General features: G+C 40.8%; 14 protein-coding genes and 1 pseudogene. 6 read left to right on the forward strand and 9 right to left on the reverse strand.

Features of this window, described 5'->3' with window-relative positions; translation table 11 throughout:
* The first annotated feature begins 153 nt into the window (after nucleotides 1–153).
* From ACTWPM_RS08300 to ACTWPM_RS08310, 3 genes are all read left to right on the forward strand, one after another.
* A complete protein-coding gene (locus ACTWPM_RS08300; RefSeq protein ID WP_443132592.1) occupies nucleotides 154–975 on the forward strand; it encodes a pyruvate, water dikinase regulatory protein in 822 nt (273 codons plus the stop codon).
* On the forward strand, nucleotides 972–3,647 hold the full coding sequence (gene ppdK / locus ACTWPM_RS08305; protein ID WP_443132593.1) for a pyruvate, phosphate dikinase: 2,676 nt from the start codon (nucleotides 972–974) through the stop codon (nucleotides 3,645–3,647). Before ACTWPM_RS08300 ends, ppdK begins: the two co-directional genes overlap by 4 nt.
* Before the next feature lie 260 nt (nucleotides 3,648–3,907).
* Nucleotides 3,908–4,612: a DUF4386 domain-containing protein gene (locus ACTWPM_RS08310; RefSeq protein WP_443132594.1), complete on the forward strand. Its 705-nt coding sequence runs from the start codon at nucleotides 3,908–3,910 to the stop codon at nucleotides 4,610–4,612.
* Here ACTWPM_RS08310 and ACTWPM_RS08315 read toward each other — a convergent pair.
* Nucleotides 4,609–5,203 (reverse strand): annotated as a pseudogene (locus ACTWPM_RS08315) (Crp/Fnr family transcriptional regulator). The gene ACTWPM_RS08310 and the pseudogene ACTWPM_RS08315 sit on opposite strands and share 4 nt — an antisense overlap.
* Before the next feature lie 223 nt (nucleotides 5,204–5,426).
* Between ACTWPM_RS08315 and ACTWPM_RS08320 the strand changes: the two are divergent.
* Nucleotides 5,427–5,600 carry a hypothetical protein gene (locus ACTWPM_RS08320; protein ID WP_443132595.1) on the forward strand — a complete coding sequence of 58 codons (174 nt, stop codon included), beginning with the start codon at nucleotides 5,427–5,429 and terminating at the stop codon, nucleotides 5,598–5,600.
* Between the two features lie 122 nt (nucleotides 5,601–5,722).
* Here the strand turns inward: ACTWPM_RS08320 and ACTWPM_RS08325 are convergent, their stop codons facing one another.
* The 5 genes from ACTWPM_RS08325 to ACTWPM_RS08345 form a co-directional block, all read right to left on the reverse strand.
* Nucleotides 5,723–7,159 carry a PTS mannitol transporter subunit IICB gene (locus tag ACTWPM_RS08325; RefSeq protein ID WP_443132596.1) on the reverse strand — a complete coding sequence of 479 codons (1,437 nt, stop codon included), beginning with the start codon at nucleotides 7,157–7,159 and terminating at the stop codon, nucleotides 5,723–5,725.
* A 93-nt stretch (nucleotides 7,160–7,252) separates the two neighbouring features.
* Nucleotides 7,253–7,696: a PTS sugar transporter subunit IIA gene (locus ACTWPM_RS08330; protein ID WP_443132597.1), complete on the reverse strand. Its 444-nt coding sequence runs from the start codon at nucleotides 7,694–7,696 to the stop codon at nucleotides 7,253–7,255.
* An 18-nt stretch (nucleotides 7,697–7,714) separates the two neighbouring features.
* Entirely contained in the window at nucleotides 7,715–8,878 is a 1,164-nt protein-coding gene (locus tag ACTWPM_RS08335; protein ID WP_443132598.1) for a mannitol-1-phosphate 5-dehydrogenase, read from the reverse strand.
* Nucleotides 8,879–8,921: 43 nt separating this feature from the next.
* Nucleotides 8,922–9,482: a 6-phospho-3-hexuloisomerase gene (gene hxlB, locus ACTWPM_RS08340; protein ID WP_443132599.1), complete on the reverse strand. Its 561-nt coding sequence runs from the start codon at nucleotides 9,480–9,482 to the stop codon at nucleotides 8,922–8,924.
* A 1-nt stretch (nucleotide 9,483) separates the two neighbouring features.
* Complete coding sequence (locus ACTWPM_RS08345; RefSeq protein ID WP_443132600.1) at nucleotides 9,484–10,185, reverse strand: ribulose-phosphate 3-epimerase; 702 nt, start codon at nucleotides 10,183–10,185, stop codon at nucleotides 9,484–9,486.
* Nucleotides 10,186–10,354: 169 nt separating this feature from the next.
* On the opposite strand from ACTWPM_RS08345, the gene ACTWPM_RS08350 reads away from it, so the two are divergent.
* Nucleotides 10,355–11,104 (forward strand): DeoR/GlpR family DNA-binding transcription regulator, encoded by a 750-nt coding sequence (locus ACTWPM_RS08350; RefSeq protein WP_443132601.1) that lies wholly within the window; start codon nucleotides 10,355–10,357, stop codon nucleotides 11,102–11,104.
* A gap of 259 nt (nucleotides 11,105–11,363) precedes the next feature.
* Here ACTWPM_RS08350 and ACTWPM_RS08355 read toward each other — a convergent pair whose 3' ends face one another.
* Nucleotides 11,364–12,173, reverse strand: coding sequence for a 5'-methylthioadenosine/adenosylhomocysteine nucleosidase (locus ACTWPM_RS08355; protein WP_443132602.1), 810 nt, complete (start codon nucleotides 12,171–12,173; stop codon nucleotides 11,364–11,366).
* Nucleotides 12,174–12,524: 351 nt separating this feature from the next.
* Here ACTWPM_RS08355 and ACTWPM_RS08360 point away from each other — a divergent pair, with 351 nt between their 5' ends.
* The gene (locus ACTWPM_RS08360; protein WP_443132603.1) at nucleotides 12,525–13,478 is read left to right on the forward strand and encodes a calcium/sodium antiporter; all 954 of its coding nucleotides are present in this window, start codon (nucleotides 12,525–12,527) and stop codon (nucleotides 13,476–13,478) included.
* Between the two features lie 146 nt (nucleotides 13,479–13,624).
* On the opposite strand, the gene ACTWPM_RS08365 is transcribed toward ACTWPM_RS08360, so the two are convergent.
* The gene (locus ACTWPM_RS08365; protein WP_443132608.1) at nucleotides 13,625–14,272 is read right to left on the reverse strand and encodes a TVP38/TMEM64 family protein; all 648 of its coding nucleotides are present in this window, start codon (nucleotides 14,270–14,272) and stop codon (nucleotides 13,625–13,627) included.
* Nucleotides 14,273–14,413: 141 nt separating this feature from the next.
* A complete protein-coding gene (locus tag ACTWPM_RS08370; RefSeq protein WP_443132604.1) occupies nucleotides 14,414–14,602 on the reverse strand; it encodes a helix-turn-helix domain-containing protein in 189 nt (62 codons plus the stop codon).
* Nucleotides 14,603–15,020: the final 418 nt, after the last annotated feature.

Raw genomic sequence — 15,020 nt, forward strand, 5'->3', positions numbered from 1 at the left:
CTATTCATATAAATAGTATGTCATATTACCATTTTAATTGATAAATAGTATGACATAATAATTAATGAACACTTCCATAAAGGAAGGGTTCTATACTTACCCATGCCGTTTCATACGGCTGATTCTATTACTTTAAGAAGAAGGAGATGGATAGTGAATAAAAAAGAAACGGTCTTTGTCGTATCAGATTCGATCGGGGAAACAGCCGACCTAATGGTCAAGGCTGTCGCCAGTCAATTTTTTGGAAAAGAAGTCGAAATTAAGCACTTCTCTCATGTCGAGGACACCCAGGATATTAATAATGTCATTACGAATGCGAAGTATAGTCCTTCCATCATCGCTTACACCATTGCCCTTCAGGATTTAAAGCAATATCTTGACCTCAGAGCTTTAGAAGAAGGAATTCCAGCTGTCGATTTAATGTATCCTCTCATGGATGCGTTCACTCAAACATTCGATATGCAGCCCAGTCGACAACCTGGGGAAATGAGAAAGCTGGATGAAAACTATTTTAAAAGAGTGGAAGCCATTGAGTTCGCGGTGAAATATGATGACGGGCAGGAAGTACGTGGCTTAAAACAAGCCGACATTGTTCTCATTGGAGTATCTCGAACATCTAAAACTCCACTTTCTATGTATCTAGCCAATAAACAGTTTAAAGTAGCGAATGTACCTCTCATCCCAGAGCTCCCACCTCCTCAAGAACTTTTCCAAGTTCCAAGAAAAAAGTGCATTGGACTCATCATCTCACCTGAGAAGTTAAATGACATCCGCAGAGAACGATTAAAAAGTCTGGGTTTAACCAACGCAGCCAATTATGCCTCATTAGAGCGGATCTTTGAAGAACTGGATTGCGCGCAAAATATCATGAAAAAAATCGGCTGTCCGATCATCGATGTGTCTAATAAAGCCATTGAAGAGACTGCTGATATTATCTTAGCCATGTTTAATAAAAGGGGGAGCTTTGCACAATGAATAACCAATTTGTATTCCTGTTTGATCAATCTGAAAACGGCAAAAAGGAACTCCTGGGTGGAAAAGGCGCTAATTTAGCTGAAATGACCCGCATTGGTTTACCCGTTCCTTACGGCTTTACCATTACGACCGCAGCCTGTAATGCCTATTACGATGCCGGCCAGGTCATCTCGAAAGAAGTCGAATCCCAAGTATTAGAAGCACTTCAAACCCTTGAAACTAAAACAGACAAACGATTAGGCGATCCAGCCAATCCGCTCCTCGTTTCTGTTCGCTCAGGTGCTGTCCATTCCATGCCGGGAATGATGGATACCGTTTTGAACCTTGGAATGAATGACGACACAGTAGAAGGAATGGCAGAGCTTACAAACAATCCTCGATTTGCTTATGACTCCTATCGCAGGTTTATCCAAATGTTCAGTAATGTGGTTCTGGAGGTAGATAACTACTTTTTCGAACAACGGTTAGAAGATTTCCGTGAAGAAAAGGGCTATCATTCCGATACCGAGCTAACCGCTGAAGATTGGATACAGGTGATTGCAGCATTCAAATCAATTGTACTCAAACATGTAAAACGAAAATTCCCTGAGGATCCAAAAGAACAACTTTTCCTTACCATTAATGCCGTGTTTGATTCATGGAATAATCAGCGGGCTGTTTTATATCGCCGTCTACATGATATCCCTGGCCATCTTGGTACAGCCGTCAATATCCAGAGCATGGTGTTTGGCAATATGGGAGATGATTCCGGTACAGGCGTGGCTTTTACCCGTAACCCATCCACCGGGGAGGCTAAGCTTTATGGAGAATACTTAATTAATGCTCAAGGAGAAGACGTGGTGGCAGGGATCCGCACGCCTCAGCCGATTGCCAGTCTTAAGAACGAAATGCCAGATGTCTATCAACAATTAATCGATACTTGCGATCTGTTAGAAAACCATTATAAGGATATGCAGGATATTGAATTTACAGTTGAACGCGGAAATCTGTTTATCCTCCAGACAAGGACAGGTAAACGAACCGCCCAGGCAGCCATTCGAATCGCTGTTGAAATGGTAAAAGAAAAGATTATGGATCAACGGGAAGCCCTTCTGCGTGTGGACCCAGATCAACTTGACCAGCTGCTCCACCACCGGATCGATCCTGAGCATAAACGGGAACAACTAGCTGCTGGCTTGCCTGCTTCCCCGGGAGCTGCCACTGGCCAAGTTGTCTTTGATGCGGATGAAGCTGAAGAACTATCCAGGGATGGAAAGAAGGTTATCCTTGTCCGACCTGAGACTACACCTGACGACATCCACGGAATTGTGGCTGCCCAGGCTACCGTTACGAGTCGCGGTGGAATGACCAGTCATGCCGCTGTTGTAGCTAGAGGGATGGGAAAAGCATGTATATGCGGCTGCGACTCTATAAAGATTCACTTAGAATCCAAACAGTTTATCACAGGATCTACCACTGTGAATCACGGGGATACGATTACGATCGATGGTTCAACAGGAGAAATCTTCCTGGGCGAAATTCCAATGATCGAACCAGAGCTTTCAGATGAATTCCAAATCCTGCTTCGCTGGTCGGACGAAGAAGCAAAAATGGGCGTCAGAGCAAACGCTGATAATTCTGTTGATGCAGAGAAAGCCCTGGAATTTGGAGCAGGAGGCATTGGACTTTGTCGTACTGAGCATATGTTTATGGACACCTCACGCATCCCTACGGTACAAAGTATGATTCTTTCTGAAACGACCGCTGAACGTAAGGAATCTCTGGACAAACTTCTGCCTATGCAGCAGCAGGATTTTGAGCAAATATTTGAAACGATGCAAGGACATCCAATTACCGTGCGCTTATTAGATCCGCCGCTCCATGAGTTTTTGCCGGACAAAGAGGAACTGCTCGTTGAGGTGACAAAGCTGCAACTGACCGACCCTCATTCACCGAAGCTAGAAGAAAAGCAGAACCTGTTACGGAAAGTACGGTTATTAGAAGAATCGAATCCGATGTTAGGCCATCGGGGCTGCCGCTTAGGTATGATCCACCCTGAAATTTACGAAATGCAGGTCAAGGCCATTTTTAACGCGATGGCTAATGTGATGGAGAAAGAAATAAACGTTACATCCGAAATCATGATTCCTTTGGTCAGCCATGTGAATGAACTGAAGACCATGCGCCAACTTGTAACGACGATTGGGGACCAAATCCAGGGAGAAACAGGAAAGACATTCGACTACTTGATTGGAACCATGATTGAAACACCGCGTGCAGCACTAACAGCCGATCAAATTGCCGAAGAGGCAGACTTCTTTTCTTTTGGAACCAATGATTTAACGCAGACCACGTTTGGATTCAGCCGGGACGATGCCGAGGGCAAGTTTCTCCAGCAGTATGTAGATCGTGATGTGCTAAAAAGGAATCCATTTGTTTCATTAGATCAGGAAGGTGTAGGAAAGCTTGTGGAAAGTGGTGTGAAACTGGGGCGTCAAACAAAGTCCACCCTAAAAACAGGGATTTGCGGCGAGCATGGTGGTGAAAAAGAATCGATCCAGTTCTGCTTTGATTTAGGCATGGATTATGTAAGCTGCTCCCCTTTCCGTGTTCCTTCTGCCCGACTGGCAGCCGCTCAGGCCACCATTCGTCATGAGCAAATGAATTCAAAAAAAGTACCTCAATATAGTTAAAAAGAAGTAATATTTAATGAATGCTCTAACTAATAAAAAAAACTCTAAACTCCTCCTTGGAAGGAAGTTTAGAGTTTCTTTTTTATGACGTACTTTTTCTATACAGTACCCTTCAAGTTACAAGTCCAAGTATTTTCCGTGCACTTTTGAAATTCACTTGCCAAAATTTCTAAAACCACCAATTCCTTGATTTAAGTCAATGAGATTCTTCCTCAGGCAAAATACAATAGTTATGAAATCAAATTCGAGGAGGATCTTTCGTGAAATTAAGCAGAACAACGAATCAAAATTTTCAGCAGAAAGCAGCTTTCCTTTCAGGTGTCGCCTTGCTTGTCATGACATTGGCTGCATTCTTTGCTCACGGGTATGTGCACAGTTCATTAGTCATAGATGGAGATGCGGCAGTTACATTAAAAAACATCCATGCCTCTCCATCCATGTTTCGGCTTGAGATATTTGGATGGCTGATTATTCTCATAACGGATTTAATCGTATCGTGGGGTTTTTATGTCTTCCTAAAACCGTTTCACCTGGGTTATGCCTTATTAGCCGGCTGGCTTCGTTTACTTTACACAGCCATTCTAGCGATTGCGGTTTCACACCTTGTTATAGCCAATAGCCTTGTTCAAGCCACAGTGTCAGTTGGAGCACACCACGTCATGGCTTCCATCACAGCATTTGAAGCCATCTGGTCCTTTGGATTAATTATATTCGGGCTTCATCTTATCGTAGTTGGCCTGATAGCCGTGGATACAAAGAAAATACCAAAAGTTATTAGCATTCTAGTCGTATTAGCTGGTATCAGCTACTCGTTCATTCATTCCATGTACGGTTTCATCCCACAAATGGAACGTTTTACAGGGGTACTGGAATTAATTCTTATGGTTCCCATGTTCATAGGAGAATTAGGTTTTGGTATATGGTTACTGATGAAAGGGAGAAAGTTGACTTTGGACGAATACTAATCCACTATTCTGAGGTGATTAGCTGACCGTTTCTTAATACGGCTTAGGGATTCCGGCTTGATTCCCAGGTAGCTTGCCAGCTGGTACTGAGGAACCCTGTCCACTAACCCTGGTCTTTTTTCCATCAAAGCATGATATCGTTCTTCAGGGGTCGAGGAGATGAAGGCGGAGAAATCATCTCTCATAGCACCCATATCCTCTTCCATCATTTTGCGAGTCATGGCTTCTAATACCGGATGTACATCGTAATTTTCCTGCTCCGTAGATAAATCACCTACAACCAGTGTACAGTCTTCCAAACAGCTAAGAGCGTATGGAGAACCTTTATCCGTCGTATGCTGATTAAAGATCGTCACACTTTGTTCTTCGGTGATGAAATTGTACGTATTCTCATTTCCATTTTCATCTACAGCAAACTGCCGTACACACCCTTTTAAAACAAAATAGCATTCATCGGGAATGTCTCCCTGATGTAAAAGGATCGTTCCTTTCTTAAAAACAACCACCAGAACATTCTCAGTCAGTTTTTTTTAATTCGGACTCGCTGAGATCGGAAAACCGTTTCATATACTGGATAAGGACATCTTTCATGCTAGTCAGCTCCCTTATCTGGAATGGTATTGGTCCTTCTAGTATAGCAGTATGGAACAAGTATAGGAACAATGGACGGAGGTTGAGATAGGATAGTCGGAAATGATTCAATAGGAAATAAACTTTACTGACCAGGTTCGCTAAACAGAAACTCACATGATATGATCAATGATCGATGTGGCACGCAGGATTCTTAGAAATTTTTATAGAGGAGGAGATTCATGTGAACCTATTTTTCTTTATTTCAGTAATTGTTGCTCTGACTTTCACCTTTTTATATTTCGTACTCCAATTTGACTTTAAAAAGAAGCAATTAGAGTTAGAAGAAAAGAAACTGGAGTTTGAAAAGAAAAAATTTGAACAAAACCAGAAAGATCAGGAAGAAGAAAATCATTAACATGGCGACCGTTCTATGGATATTGAAATTGGATGGACAGGCAAAACATTCGTTGTATTCTCACCATAAAAAAGAAGGTCTCCAAAGAGACCTTCTTAACGATCAGTTCCTATCCAATTGAACTAATCCCTTTTCAATCGATCAAGCAGCTGTGAAAGCGCAGGATCATTTAAATAGTTTCCAATAGAAATGATTTCCTTATCAGGATGAGCCCTTCTCGCTCTTTCCTCTAAGTCTTCATGAACGACAATGATGTCTGAATGTTCGGGAGCATCTTCTATTCTGTAATGTTTAACTTCAATGCCTTCAATATTATTCTTTTGCAATTTCTTTCTAAAAGTGGTTGCGCCCATTGCACTGCTTCCCGCACCGGCATCACATACAAAAGAGATTTTATTGATTTCTTCATCTTTTTTTCCAGGGGTAGAAGACTTTTTCCCTTCTTGCTTCATAGCTTTGGACTTTTCTACAGAAGCAGAGATATCCTCATCTTCAGAACTTTTGTCAAGTTTCAGAATGAGCGCTGTAATTAGGAATGTTACAACGGCAGCTACTAGGACACCAGAAATAATTCCAATGAAGCTTCCTTTTGGTGTTAATCCAAGATAGGCGAAAATAGAGCCAGGACTTGGTCCGGCGACGAGTCCCGCGTCAAATAAACTGAAAACAGCTATACCTGACGCACCACCGGCAATCATCCCTATTATTGTAAGGGGTTTCATTAATACGTATGGGAAATATAGTTCATGAATTCCACCGAAGAAGTGGATGATGATTGCACCTGGAGCCGTTCTTCTAGCTGTCTTTTTGCCGAAGACAGTGAATGCCAGCAACAATCCAAGCCCTGGGCCGGGATTAGAAGCTACAGTAAAGTATATAGACTTTCCTGTTTCAGCGGCCGCTTGCATTCCCAAAGGATAATAGATCCCTTGATCGATGACGTTGTTTAAGAATAGTACCTTTGCCGGCTCATTAATGAGAGAAAGCAGAGGCAATAAACCAGTAGCAACTAGCGCCTCAATGGCGGCTGTGACAAGGTTATTTGCCGATTCTATTGTAGGACCTATAAAGTAGAAGGAAATAATCATCAATAGGAATCCTAAAATCCCCAGCGAGAAATTATTAACAATCATTTCAAATCCGGCCGGAATTTTATTTTCAATAAGGTTGTCGAATTTCTTGATGATCAAACCGCCTAACGGGCCAATTATCATAGCTCCGAGGAACATTGGAATATCTGATCCAACGATCAATCCAATAGCCCCGATAGCCCCCATCACAGCTCCTCTTTGGCCTCCAACCATTCGTCCCCCTGTACTGGCTAAGAGTAAAGGCAGCAAGTATTTAATAGCCGGGCCGACGATCTGGGCAAGCTCTTCATTGGGGATCCAGCCACTTGGTATAAACAAAGCTGTCAATAGTCCCCAGGCTATAAAAGCTCCGATATTCGGAAGAACCATATTTGTTAAAAATCCACCAAATGCTTGTACTTTTGCTCGCGTAGAAGGAGTTTTGTTTATTTCTTCAACATTATCCGTTACTCGTGCTGATTCACCCATATTTATCGTTCCTTTCTGATAATTCAGTAAATTTAAAAGCTACGATCAGAAGTAAAGGAAAAGACAGAGGTTGCTTTCACCGTTTAATTAAGTTCAGGTCTCTTCAACCATTTGTAACACGTCGAATATTTCCTGCTCACTTTTAGCTTCTTCGAGTTTATTCTTAATATCGTCCTCCATAAGAATAGTAGACAAATCGGATATTAGATCTAAGTGTCCAGTGCTATCCTCAGCAGCTAATACGAAAAAAGTGTGAACTTCTTTATCTTTTGGAAACATTACGGGTTCTTCCAGTTTTAAATAGGATACACTTGTTTTGACTACGCTGCCTTCATTTTTAGCATGAGGCATTGCAATGCCAGGGACAATGACAATATATGGACCATTTGTATTTACATTCTGAATCATATCATCCACATAGCTTTGTGTGATCGACCCATCATTTAATAATGGATCAGCTGCTTCTCGTATGCCATTTTCCCAGGAATCAACGGAGGGTAAGAAACGGATATTTCCTTCTAAATACTCGGCTAACATAGTAACATCACCTTTCATTTATGATTGTATTGAGTAATTTTCTTTCAATTTAATATAGTTATCTTTGATCTTTCTCTTTAAGCTTGTATCCTCTATTTCCGTGAAATGGGTAATCGCTTGTTCGATTCCATGTTCACGAATATAGGATTGAATAGTAACAGCCTCTTCATCGTGAGGGTTATCAAATAAGAAGGCTGTGGCTACCGCAGTTGTGAGTTTCTCTACTGGCAAACCCAACTCGTAAAGGACTCGGGTGGGTTTGACCAATCGCTCATTAAATCCCAGCTTTCTGATTGGCGACCTTCCCACTCGTAAAATATCATCACTTATATTAGCATTTTTAAATCGCTTTATCGTCTTACTAATAAACTCCCTCATTTCCTCGGGATCAAAATGATACGTGTGAGTAAAATAACCCGCGGATTCCTTAAGAGTCTCTCGCAAGAACTTTTCAATTTCGGGGTTCGTTAAGGCGTTTTGTATCGTCCCATAACCTTCCAGAAATGCTGTATAAGCTGTGGCCGCATGGCCCAGATTGACGATATACAACTTTCGTTCAATATATGGTTTTAATTCCTCTACATAAGTGGCGTTACTTATAGATGGCAAATCTGAATTAAGCATTCCTGACTTTTCGATCATCCATTCGTAATAAGGCTCTACAAGGGTAACTTCACCTTCACTTCTCTCTTCAGATAGTGAAAGTCGATCGATCGCTGAATTCGGAAACCCAGCATGTGAACGGATAGCATCCATTTCACTTGTGGAGACAACTCTATGAATCTCTTCTTTCAATTTAGAGGAAGCATTAATCATGTTCTCATTAGCAATGACATCCACGTTGCCCTTATCCAATTGAATTCTTTTTAACAGCCCTTCGGATATTACGGGCGCAATCTTAGTTAAATTACCTGCTCCTACAGAGGTGGTGATGAGGTCAGCTTCCACGATTGCATCAACCACTTGTTCCTTTGAACTGCTGTGCAGTGCACGTACAGGGGAAATGGACTCTACCGTATGATCTTCATCTAATAGTTCCAACGAATAATAGTTGCTGCTATTCATATGGTTGACCGCTTCTTCGTTTACATCGACAAAGCATAAGTCGAATCCACTTTTATTCAACAAATATCCGATTAAACCCTTACCGATATTTCCTGCACCGAAATGTAGCGCTTTCATAATTGACCCTCCTTTACAGTTCCCGCGGCCTCATTGGGCAGGCCTATTCTAAATTCGCGTGGTGCTCCCATAGGGATTCCAACTCAATATTTTTGTTATTTACCATCATCAATGCGAGCGTGTCTCCCAATAACAATAGACTCTGCTCAAATAAGCTCTTCATCGGCTGCTCAGAATGGACTTCTCCAGGAGTATCTACTTTAGAACTTACAGGGATTCTGACAAATAGATCTGAATATTCGCTCATTGGACTATTTGGATTTGCTCCGATATGGGCAACTCTTGCATTAAATTGCTTGGCTTTGTTAGCAATAATCAATGGAAATTGCGTTCCCCCGCTTCCAGATCCGACTATGAGTAAATCCTTATCTGTAATAGCCGGTTCAGTGATTTGGCCCACCACATACGTTTTAATGCCGAGGTGTGCTAATCTTTTGGCTATGGCTTTTAAGGATAAAAGGACCCTTCCTACACCCACAAAAAATACTTTTTCAGCGTTGTTGATTTCAATTAATAATTTTTCAACATCTTCGCTATTGATATTAGTTAAGCTTGATGTAATTTCATCCGTTATTTTTTTGGTTGCATAATTATAGTCGCTCATATTATTTAGCCTCCTCATATAATCCCTCAAGGATTAATTCTTCTATCCGTTTCTTATTGTCTGCTAAACTATTGTCTGATTTGAATAAACTTGTACTGCCCGCTACTAATATATCTGCGCCAGCGTTTACCAGCCCGGATATGGTGTTTAGAGAAACACGTCCATCCACTTCGATTTTTGTATCCAGTCCTTTAGATTTAATCAAGTTAGATAAATCTTGCACTTTCTTTGAAGCATAAGAGACCTGCTCTTCGTTTTTATCCGTTGCAAAGCCTGGATTGATTAACATCAGTAAAACGGTGTCACATTGCGGTAATACATATTCCAGAACAGATAATGGAGTTGCCGGGTTGAGAGCAATGCCGACTTTGGTGTCGTGTTTTTTAATTAAATTGATATAACGATCGATATGTCTGCTGGTTTCAATATGGAAAGTTATTTGATCGACACCTATCTTGAGCATCTCTTGAATGAAAAACTCATTGTCATTCGACATAATGTGAACGTCAAATTTCATATCCGTTATTTTTCTTAACTGCTCAATGGTTGAGATACCTAACGGCATGCTTGGGCTGAAACTTGCATCAATGACATCAATGTGTAACGTATCCAGTCCCTCTCTCTCAATTTCTTTTACGCTTTTTTCTAGATTACAGAGATCTGCACACATGATGGATGGAGCTATAGTAACTTTTTTCTGCACGTTTATGCCTCCTTGTTTGTGTTTGAATGCCTTTTCATTCATGTTAATGCATGTTATTTAAAATGTAAACCATGTTTTTTGCATTTTTCTGCATCTTTTTGCTTGTTAGTATTTTTTATTTTATAATATGTGGTAGATCTCAAGAAATTATATGAGGAGAAAAAAGTATATGCTTAAACAAGAACGCCAACAAAAAATTGTTGATATTCTAAATGATGAACACAAAGTTATTGCTAGCGACTTAAGCAAACGACTTTCCGTTTCAGAGGATACAATTAGAAGAGACTTAAAAGAATTAGATCACCAGGGTGTTATTAAGAGAGTACATAGCGGGGCATTGAGAAAAGGGCCACCCGTCGAAGACTTTTCAACGAGGCAGGAAATTTATAATGAAACAAAATTGAATTTGGCTACCAAGGCCTTAGACCTTATTAAAGACGATATGGTTATCTTAATAGATGGAGGGACGACTAACTTACAATTAGTACAGCAGCTGCCTTTATCTCTTAAGGGTACTGTGATCACGAACAGCCCCCCTATTGCTATGGCACTTTCTAATCATAAAGATGTGGAAGTCATCATGATTGGAGGAACTTTATTTAAGCAGTCCATGGTTAATTTGGGGATTGATACCTTTGAATCCTTAACTACAATGAGGGCAGATTTATATATAATGGGGATTTATAAAATAGATCCTCAAATAGGAATAAGTGTTCCTAGCTTGTCGGAGGCTCTAGTTAAAAGAAAAATGGCATCTATTTCTACTGAAATTCTGGGAATGGTTACGAATGACAAGTTAGATACGATTTCAAATCATATCGTTTGTCCAACAGACAATTTGACTTACTTAATAACCGAACAAGTGAAACCGGATATTAAAAAATTGTACGAGAATCAAAGCATCATTATTATCGATTAATATCATGGTGAGGTTTTTCCAACTTGGCCATAAACCTTTACCGATATATATTGAAGGAAGATCAGTCTAATTTTGAATAAAAAAAAGACAGAAAGGTAGTCTTTCTGTCTTTTTCATTAAAAAGTATTTAACATTAATATCACTGACTGATGATTACCTACATCACTGAACCGACGACGCATGGAGCACTCAATCGGTTCAACCAGCCTGCCCCCTCTATTTCAGTAGAAAGTCGAAATCAGGCTTTTCTTGTCCATACCTACATATTCTTTAACATTTCTTCAATCACATGACTGGAATTTTGAGCTGCTTCTTCCACAAAGTTTTCCTGAATTCCAGCCGCTTCTTCTCCTGCATCATCGGAAGCTGAACGAATGACTACGTACGGAATTTCATTTAAGTAGGCAACCTGTCCAACAGCCGCGCCTTCCATCTCCACGACATAAGCATCAAACGTTTCATAGATCCAGTCCGTTTTTTCCTGGCTTGCGATGAATTGGTCTCCTGTCGCAATCGGTCCCTTGAATACATCTACGTAATCAGGCAGACCTTTTGTACCTTTCTTAGCTAGCTCAATCAATTCTTGATCCGCTTCAAAATATCGTGTGTCCATGTATGGAATTTGGCCTGGCTTGAAATCTTTAGCCGTTTCGTCCATGTCATGATGCACGGTCTTCGTAGAAATAACGATGTCTCCAAGACCTAGATCAGGGTGGATCCCGCCTGCAACACCAGAGTTAATCAATACATCTGCATCAAACTCGCTGATGAGCATTTGAGCTGCGGAAGCGGCATTCACTTTCCCTATTCCGGATTTGACAAGTACAATAGGCTGGCCTTCTAAAGTTCCTTCGTAAAAGGTTAATTTCCCTTTTTCCGTAGTCTCTTCCACTTCCATATGAGAATGAAGAATGTCAATTTCCACTTCCATTGGACCAATGATTCCTATTACTTTTTCTTCCTCTTTGTCAGCTGCTGCTGCATCCTCGGGCTGTTCCCCACACCCCGCCATTAAGAAAACGAAAAGCACGCCCCCGATTAAAATAATTAGTCTTTGTTTTAAACTCATACTAATTCTCCTCCCAATAAATAAAATACGAACATTATGTAATAAATAATTATCAATGTACGTTTTTTATTCTACACAACTCACTTCTTCTTGCCAACCTTTCTTTTCAAATTTAAAAAAACGAATTTTTATAAAAAAGCGCAATCTAGGCCAACGTTGGACTGCTCATGATTACTCCTCACCAGCCTAATACAATCGATGTCCAAGAAGTCAGTTAACTTAAGCCATCTATGGCTAAGTTTTGCACAGGGTAGATCGTCGCTTATAAAGCGTGCACCTATACTTTTCAACCGCAGTGAATGAGGGTATGGTTAAACAAGTAAAAAATAAAAAGGAGTCTGAAGAGCAACTATGGCTTACATATTCTTAATTATCGGCTTCGGCTTATTAATTAAAGGAGCCGATTTATTTGTTGATGGATCATCTAACATTGCCAGGCTGCTCCGTGTTCCGCCTATTTTAATCGGGTTAACGATTGTGGCGTTTGGCACAAGCTCACCTGAAGCAACCGTCAGTATCCTTGCCGCTTTACAGGGGAATGCGGAAGTTTCATTGGGTAATGTGGTTGGAAGTAACGTTTTTAATATCACATTAGTGGTCGGTATCGCAGCCTTCCTCTATCCACTGATGGTAGAGAGTGAAACGACCAAGAAAGAAATTCCGTTTACATTGCTGGCGAGCGGCGCTTTACTCGTACTGATCAGTGACACGAAGTTACAGGGATTAAGTGACAACCTGCTCACACGCAGTGACGGCATCATCTTTTTATTGTTTTTATCCATTTTTATGTATTATGTGATTGAAGTGGGCTTGGAAAGTCGAAAAGGCTCAACAGATGAGCCCATTCCTTCAGATATTAAGTGGGGGAAAAACATTGGTTTAACGTTTGCAGGTTTAATAGCCATTATTTTTGGGGGTGACCTGGTAGTAGACAGCGGTACAGCCATTGCCTATGATCTTGGAATGAGTAAAACATTAGTAGGGTTAACCATCATTGCGATCGGGACATCGCTTCCTGAACTGGTAACCTCCATCTCCGCTGCCTTAAAGAAAGAAAGTGGAATTGCCCTGGGGAATGTCGTTGGGAGTAATATTTTTAATATCTTATTTGTGCTTGGTGCTTCAGCTGTCATTACGCCTTTACCTGTAAATGGAAAGATATTTACCGACGTGATGATTATGATTGTATTGAGCTTGTTGTTACTCTTATTTTCGAGGACCCATTATAAAATTGGAAAAAGAGAAGGTTTCATCCTTCTGACGATGTATATCATTTATCTTGTTTTTATTATCCTGAGAAACTGAAAATTATATGAACAGAACACTACAAATGAAAAGCTATCTTAAGCTCCATTTCCTTCAAAAATGGGGCTTCCTATCTTTTATACTGAACATTCCACTCGAATGCAGGCGCTCCTCTAATCCATTCACCCATCCTCCTCTTTATTCTGCTATAAATCTAGCCAAAGCTTAACTTTATTCCTAAAGAAGAATGATAGACTTAAGAGAATCATAAATAACAGGACGGCCGCCCCGATAATGAGCGGATCTCCTTCCATCAAGCTTGCTCCTAAAGTTCCATAAGCAAATACACCGGGCAGAATTCCAATCCACGTGGCAGAAAGATAGGTTGAGAAACGTATCTTCGTCATACCTGACAGATAACTCAGCAAACTAAAACCCATCAGAGGGAAAAGACGTAACACGAGCACAAACCAAAACCCCTGTTTGTTCATTTTTTCTTCCGCTTTAGCAGACCAGGAATATTGATTTAATTGAAGTACCGCTTTCCCGAAAAAACGTCCAATTAAGTATCCCGTAGCAGCTGCCCCGCCCGCTCCGAGCCAAATATACAGAGTTCCCGGCCAAATCCCATAAGCTAAACCGGCACTCATCGACAAAATCGGAGCAGGAAACATCATAAATGGAGCAGCCATATAAGCTCCTATGAAGATGAAAGGTGAGAACCAGCCAAAAGCAGTAAACATTTCCTGAAGATCATTCGGAGTGATATGCCATCTGAAATGAATGAAATAAACCACCGTCGAAATCAAGATAACAAATATCAAAATTCTCGATGCATAACTTCCCCGGCTCATTACCCCCACCTTCTTCCCCCTTCTGACTTCTATCTTCATTATATAGTTTTATTCCTTGCTTTTTGTGAAAGAAAAAATAAAAATTGAAACAAAAACTCAAAAAAACCCTCTTTTACTAAGAGGGTTTTTCACATGGAAGAATTATAAATGCTCACCATGCTGAAGCTTCCTTATATGTTCTCTTAAGTCTTCTTTTCTTACTCGCCAGTGACGCCCGATTTTAAAGCCCGGGATACGTCCTTCCTGTACCAATTTGTATGTGGTCACTTCACTAATTTGAAGATAATCAGCAACTTGAGAAACCGTCATGATTTCTTGTTCTTTGTCCATGGACAGACCTTCCTTTATTACGTTTGTATTTTCTATATACAAGTTTATACCTTCTGCCCTTGTAACTCAAATTATTTTCTCACACAACGACTTTCTTAAACTTCAGTGCTGATTTCACGGTATAGCTCCCGATACTGGAAGACTCAGTTTCGAGACTTTTGAGAGAATTAGGTCCTGCGGGGGACAATTTCGCTTTCCGGCCCTGCACGACGCAGGGTCGTTCGACGTTGCCACACGACGTGGCGTTCTTAGTCGAACCTCTTCTGTGGTGAGCTTCCTCGGGCTTCACAGCCTGTAATGACCCCCAAATGTTGGACACCTCACGAAACCTAGGAGGGATCCACCATATGTCCAAACTTACTTCCCAAGAAAAACACTTGGCCGTACACCGCTATCTAACGGAAAATGTCAGTTTTCG

Origin of the sequence: Halobacillus sp. K22 (genome assembly GCF_052246795.1) — a bacterium.
Lineage (GTDB): Bacteria > Bacillota > Bacilli > Bacillales > Halobacillaceae > Halobacillus.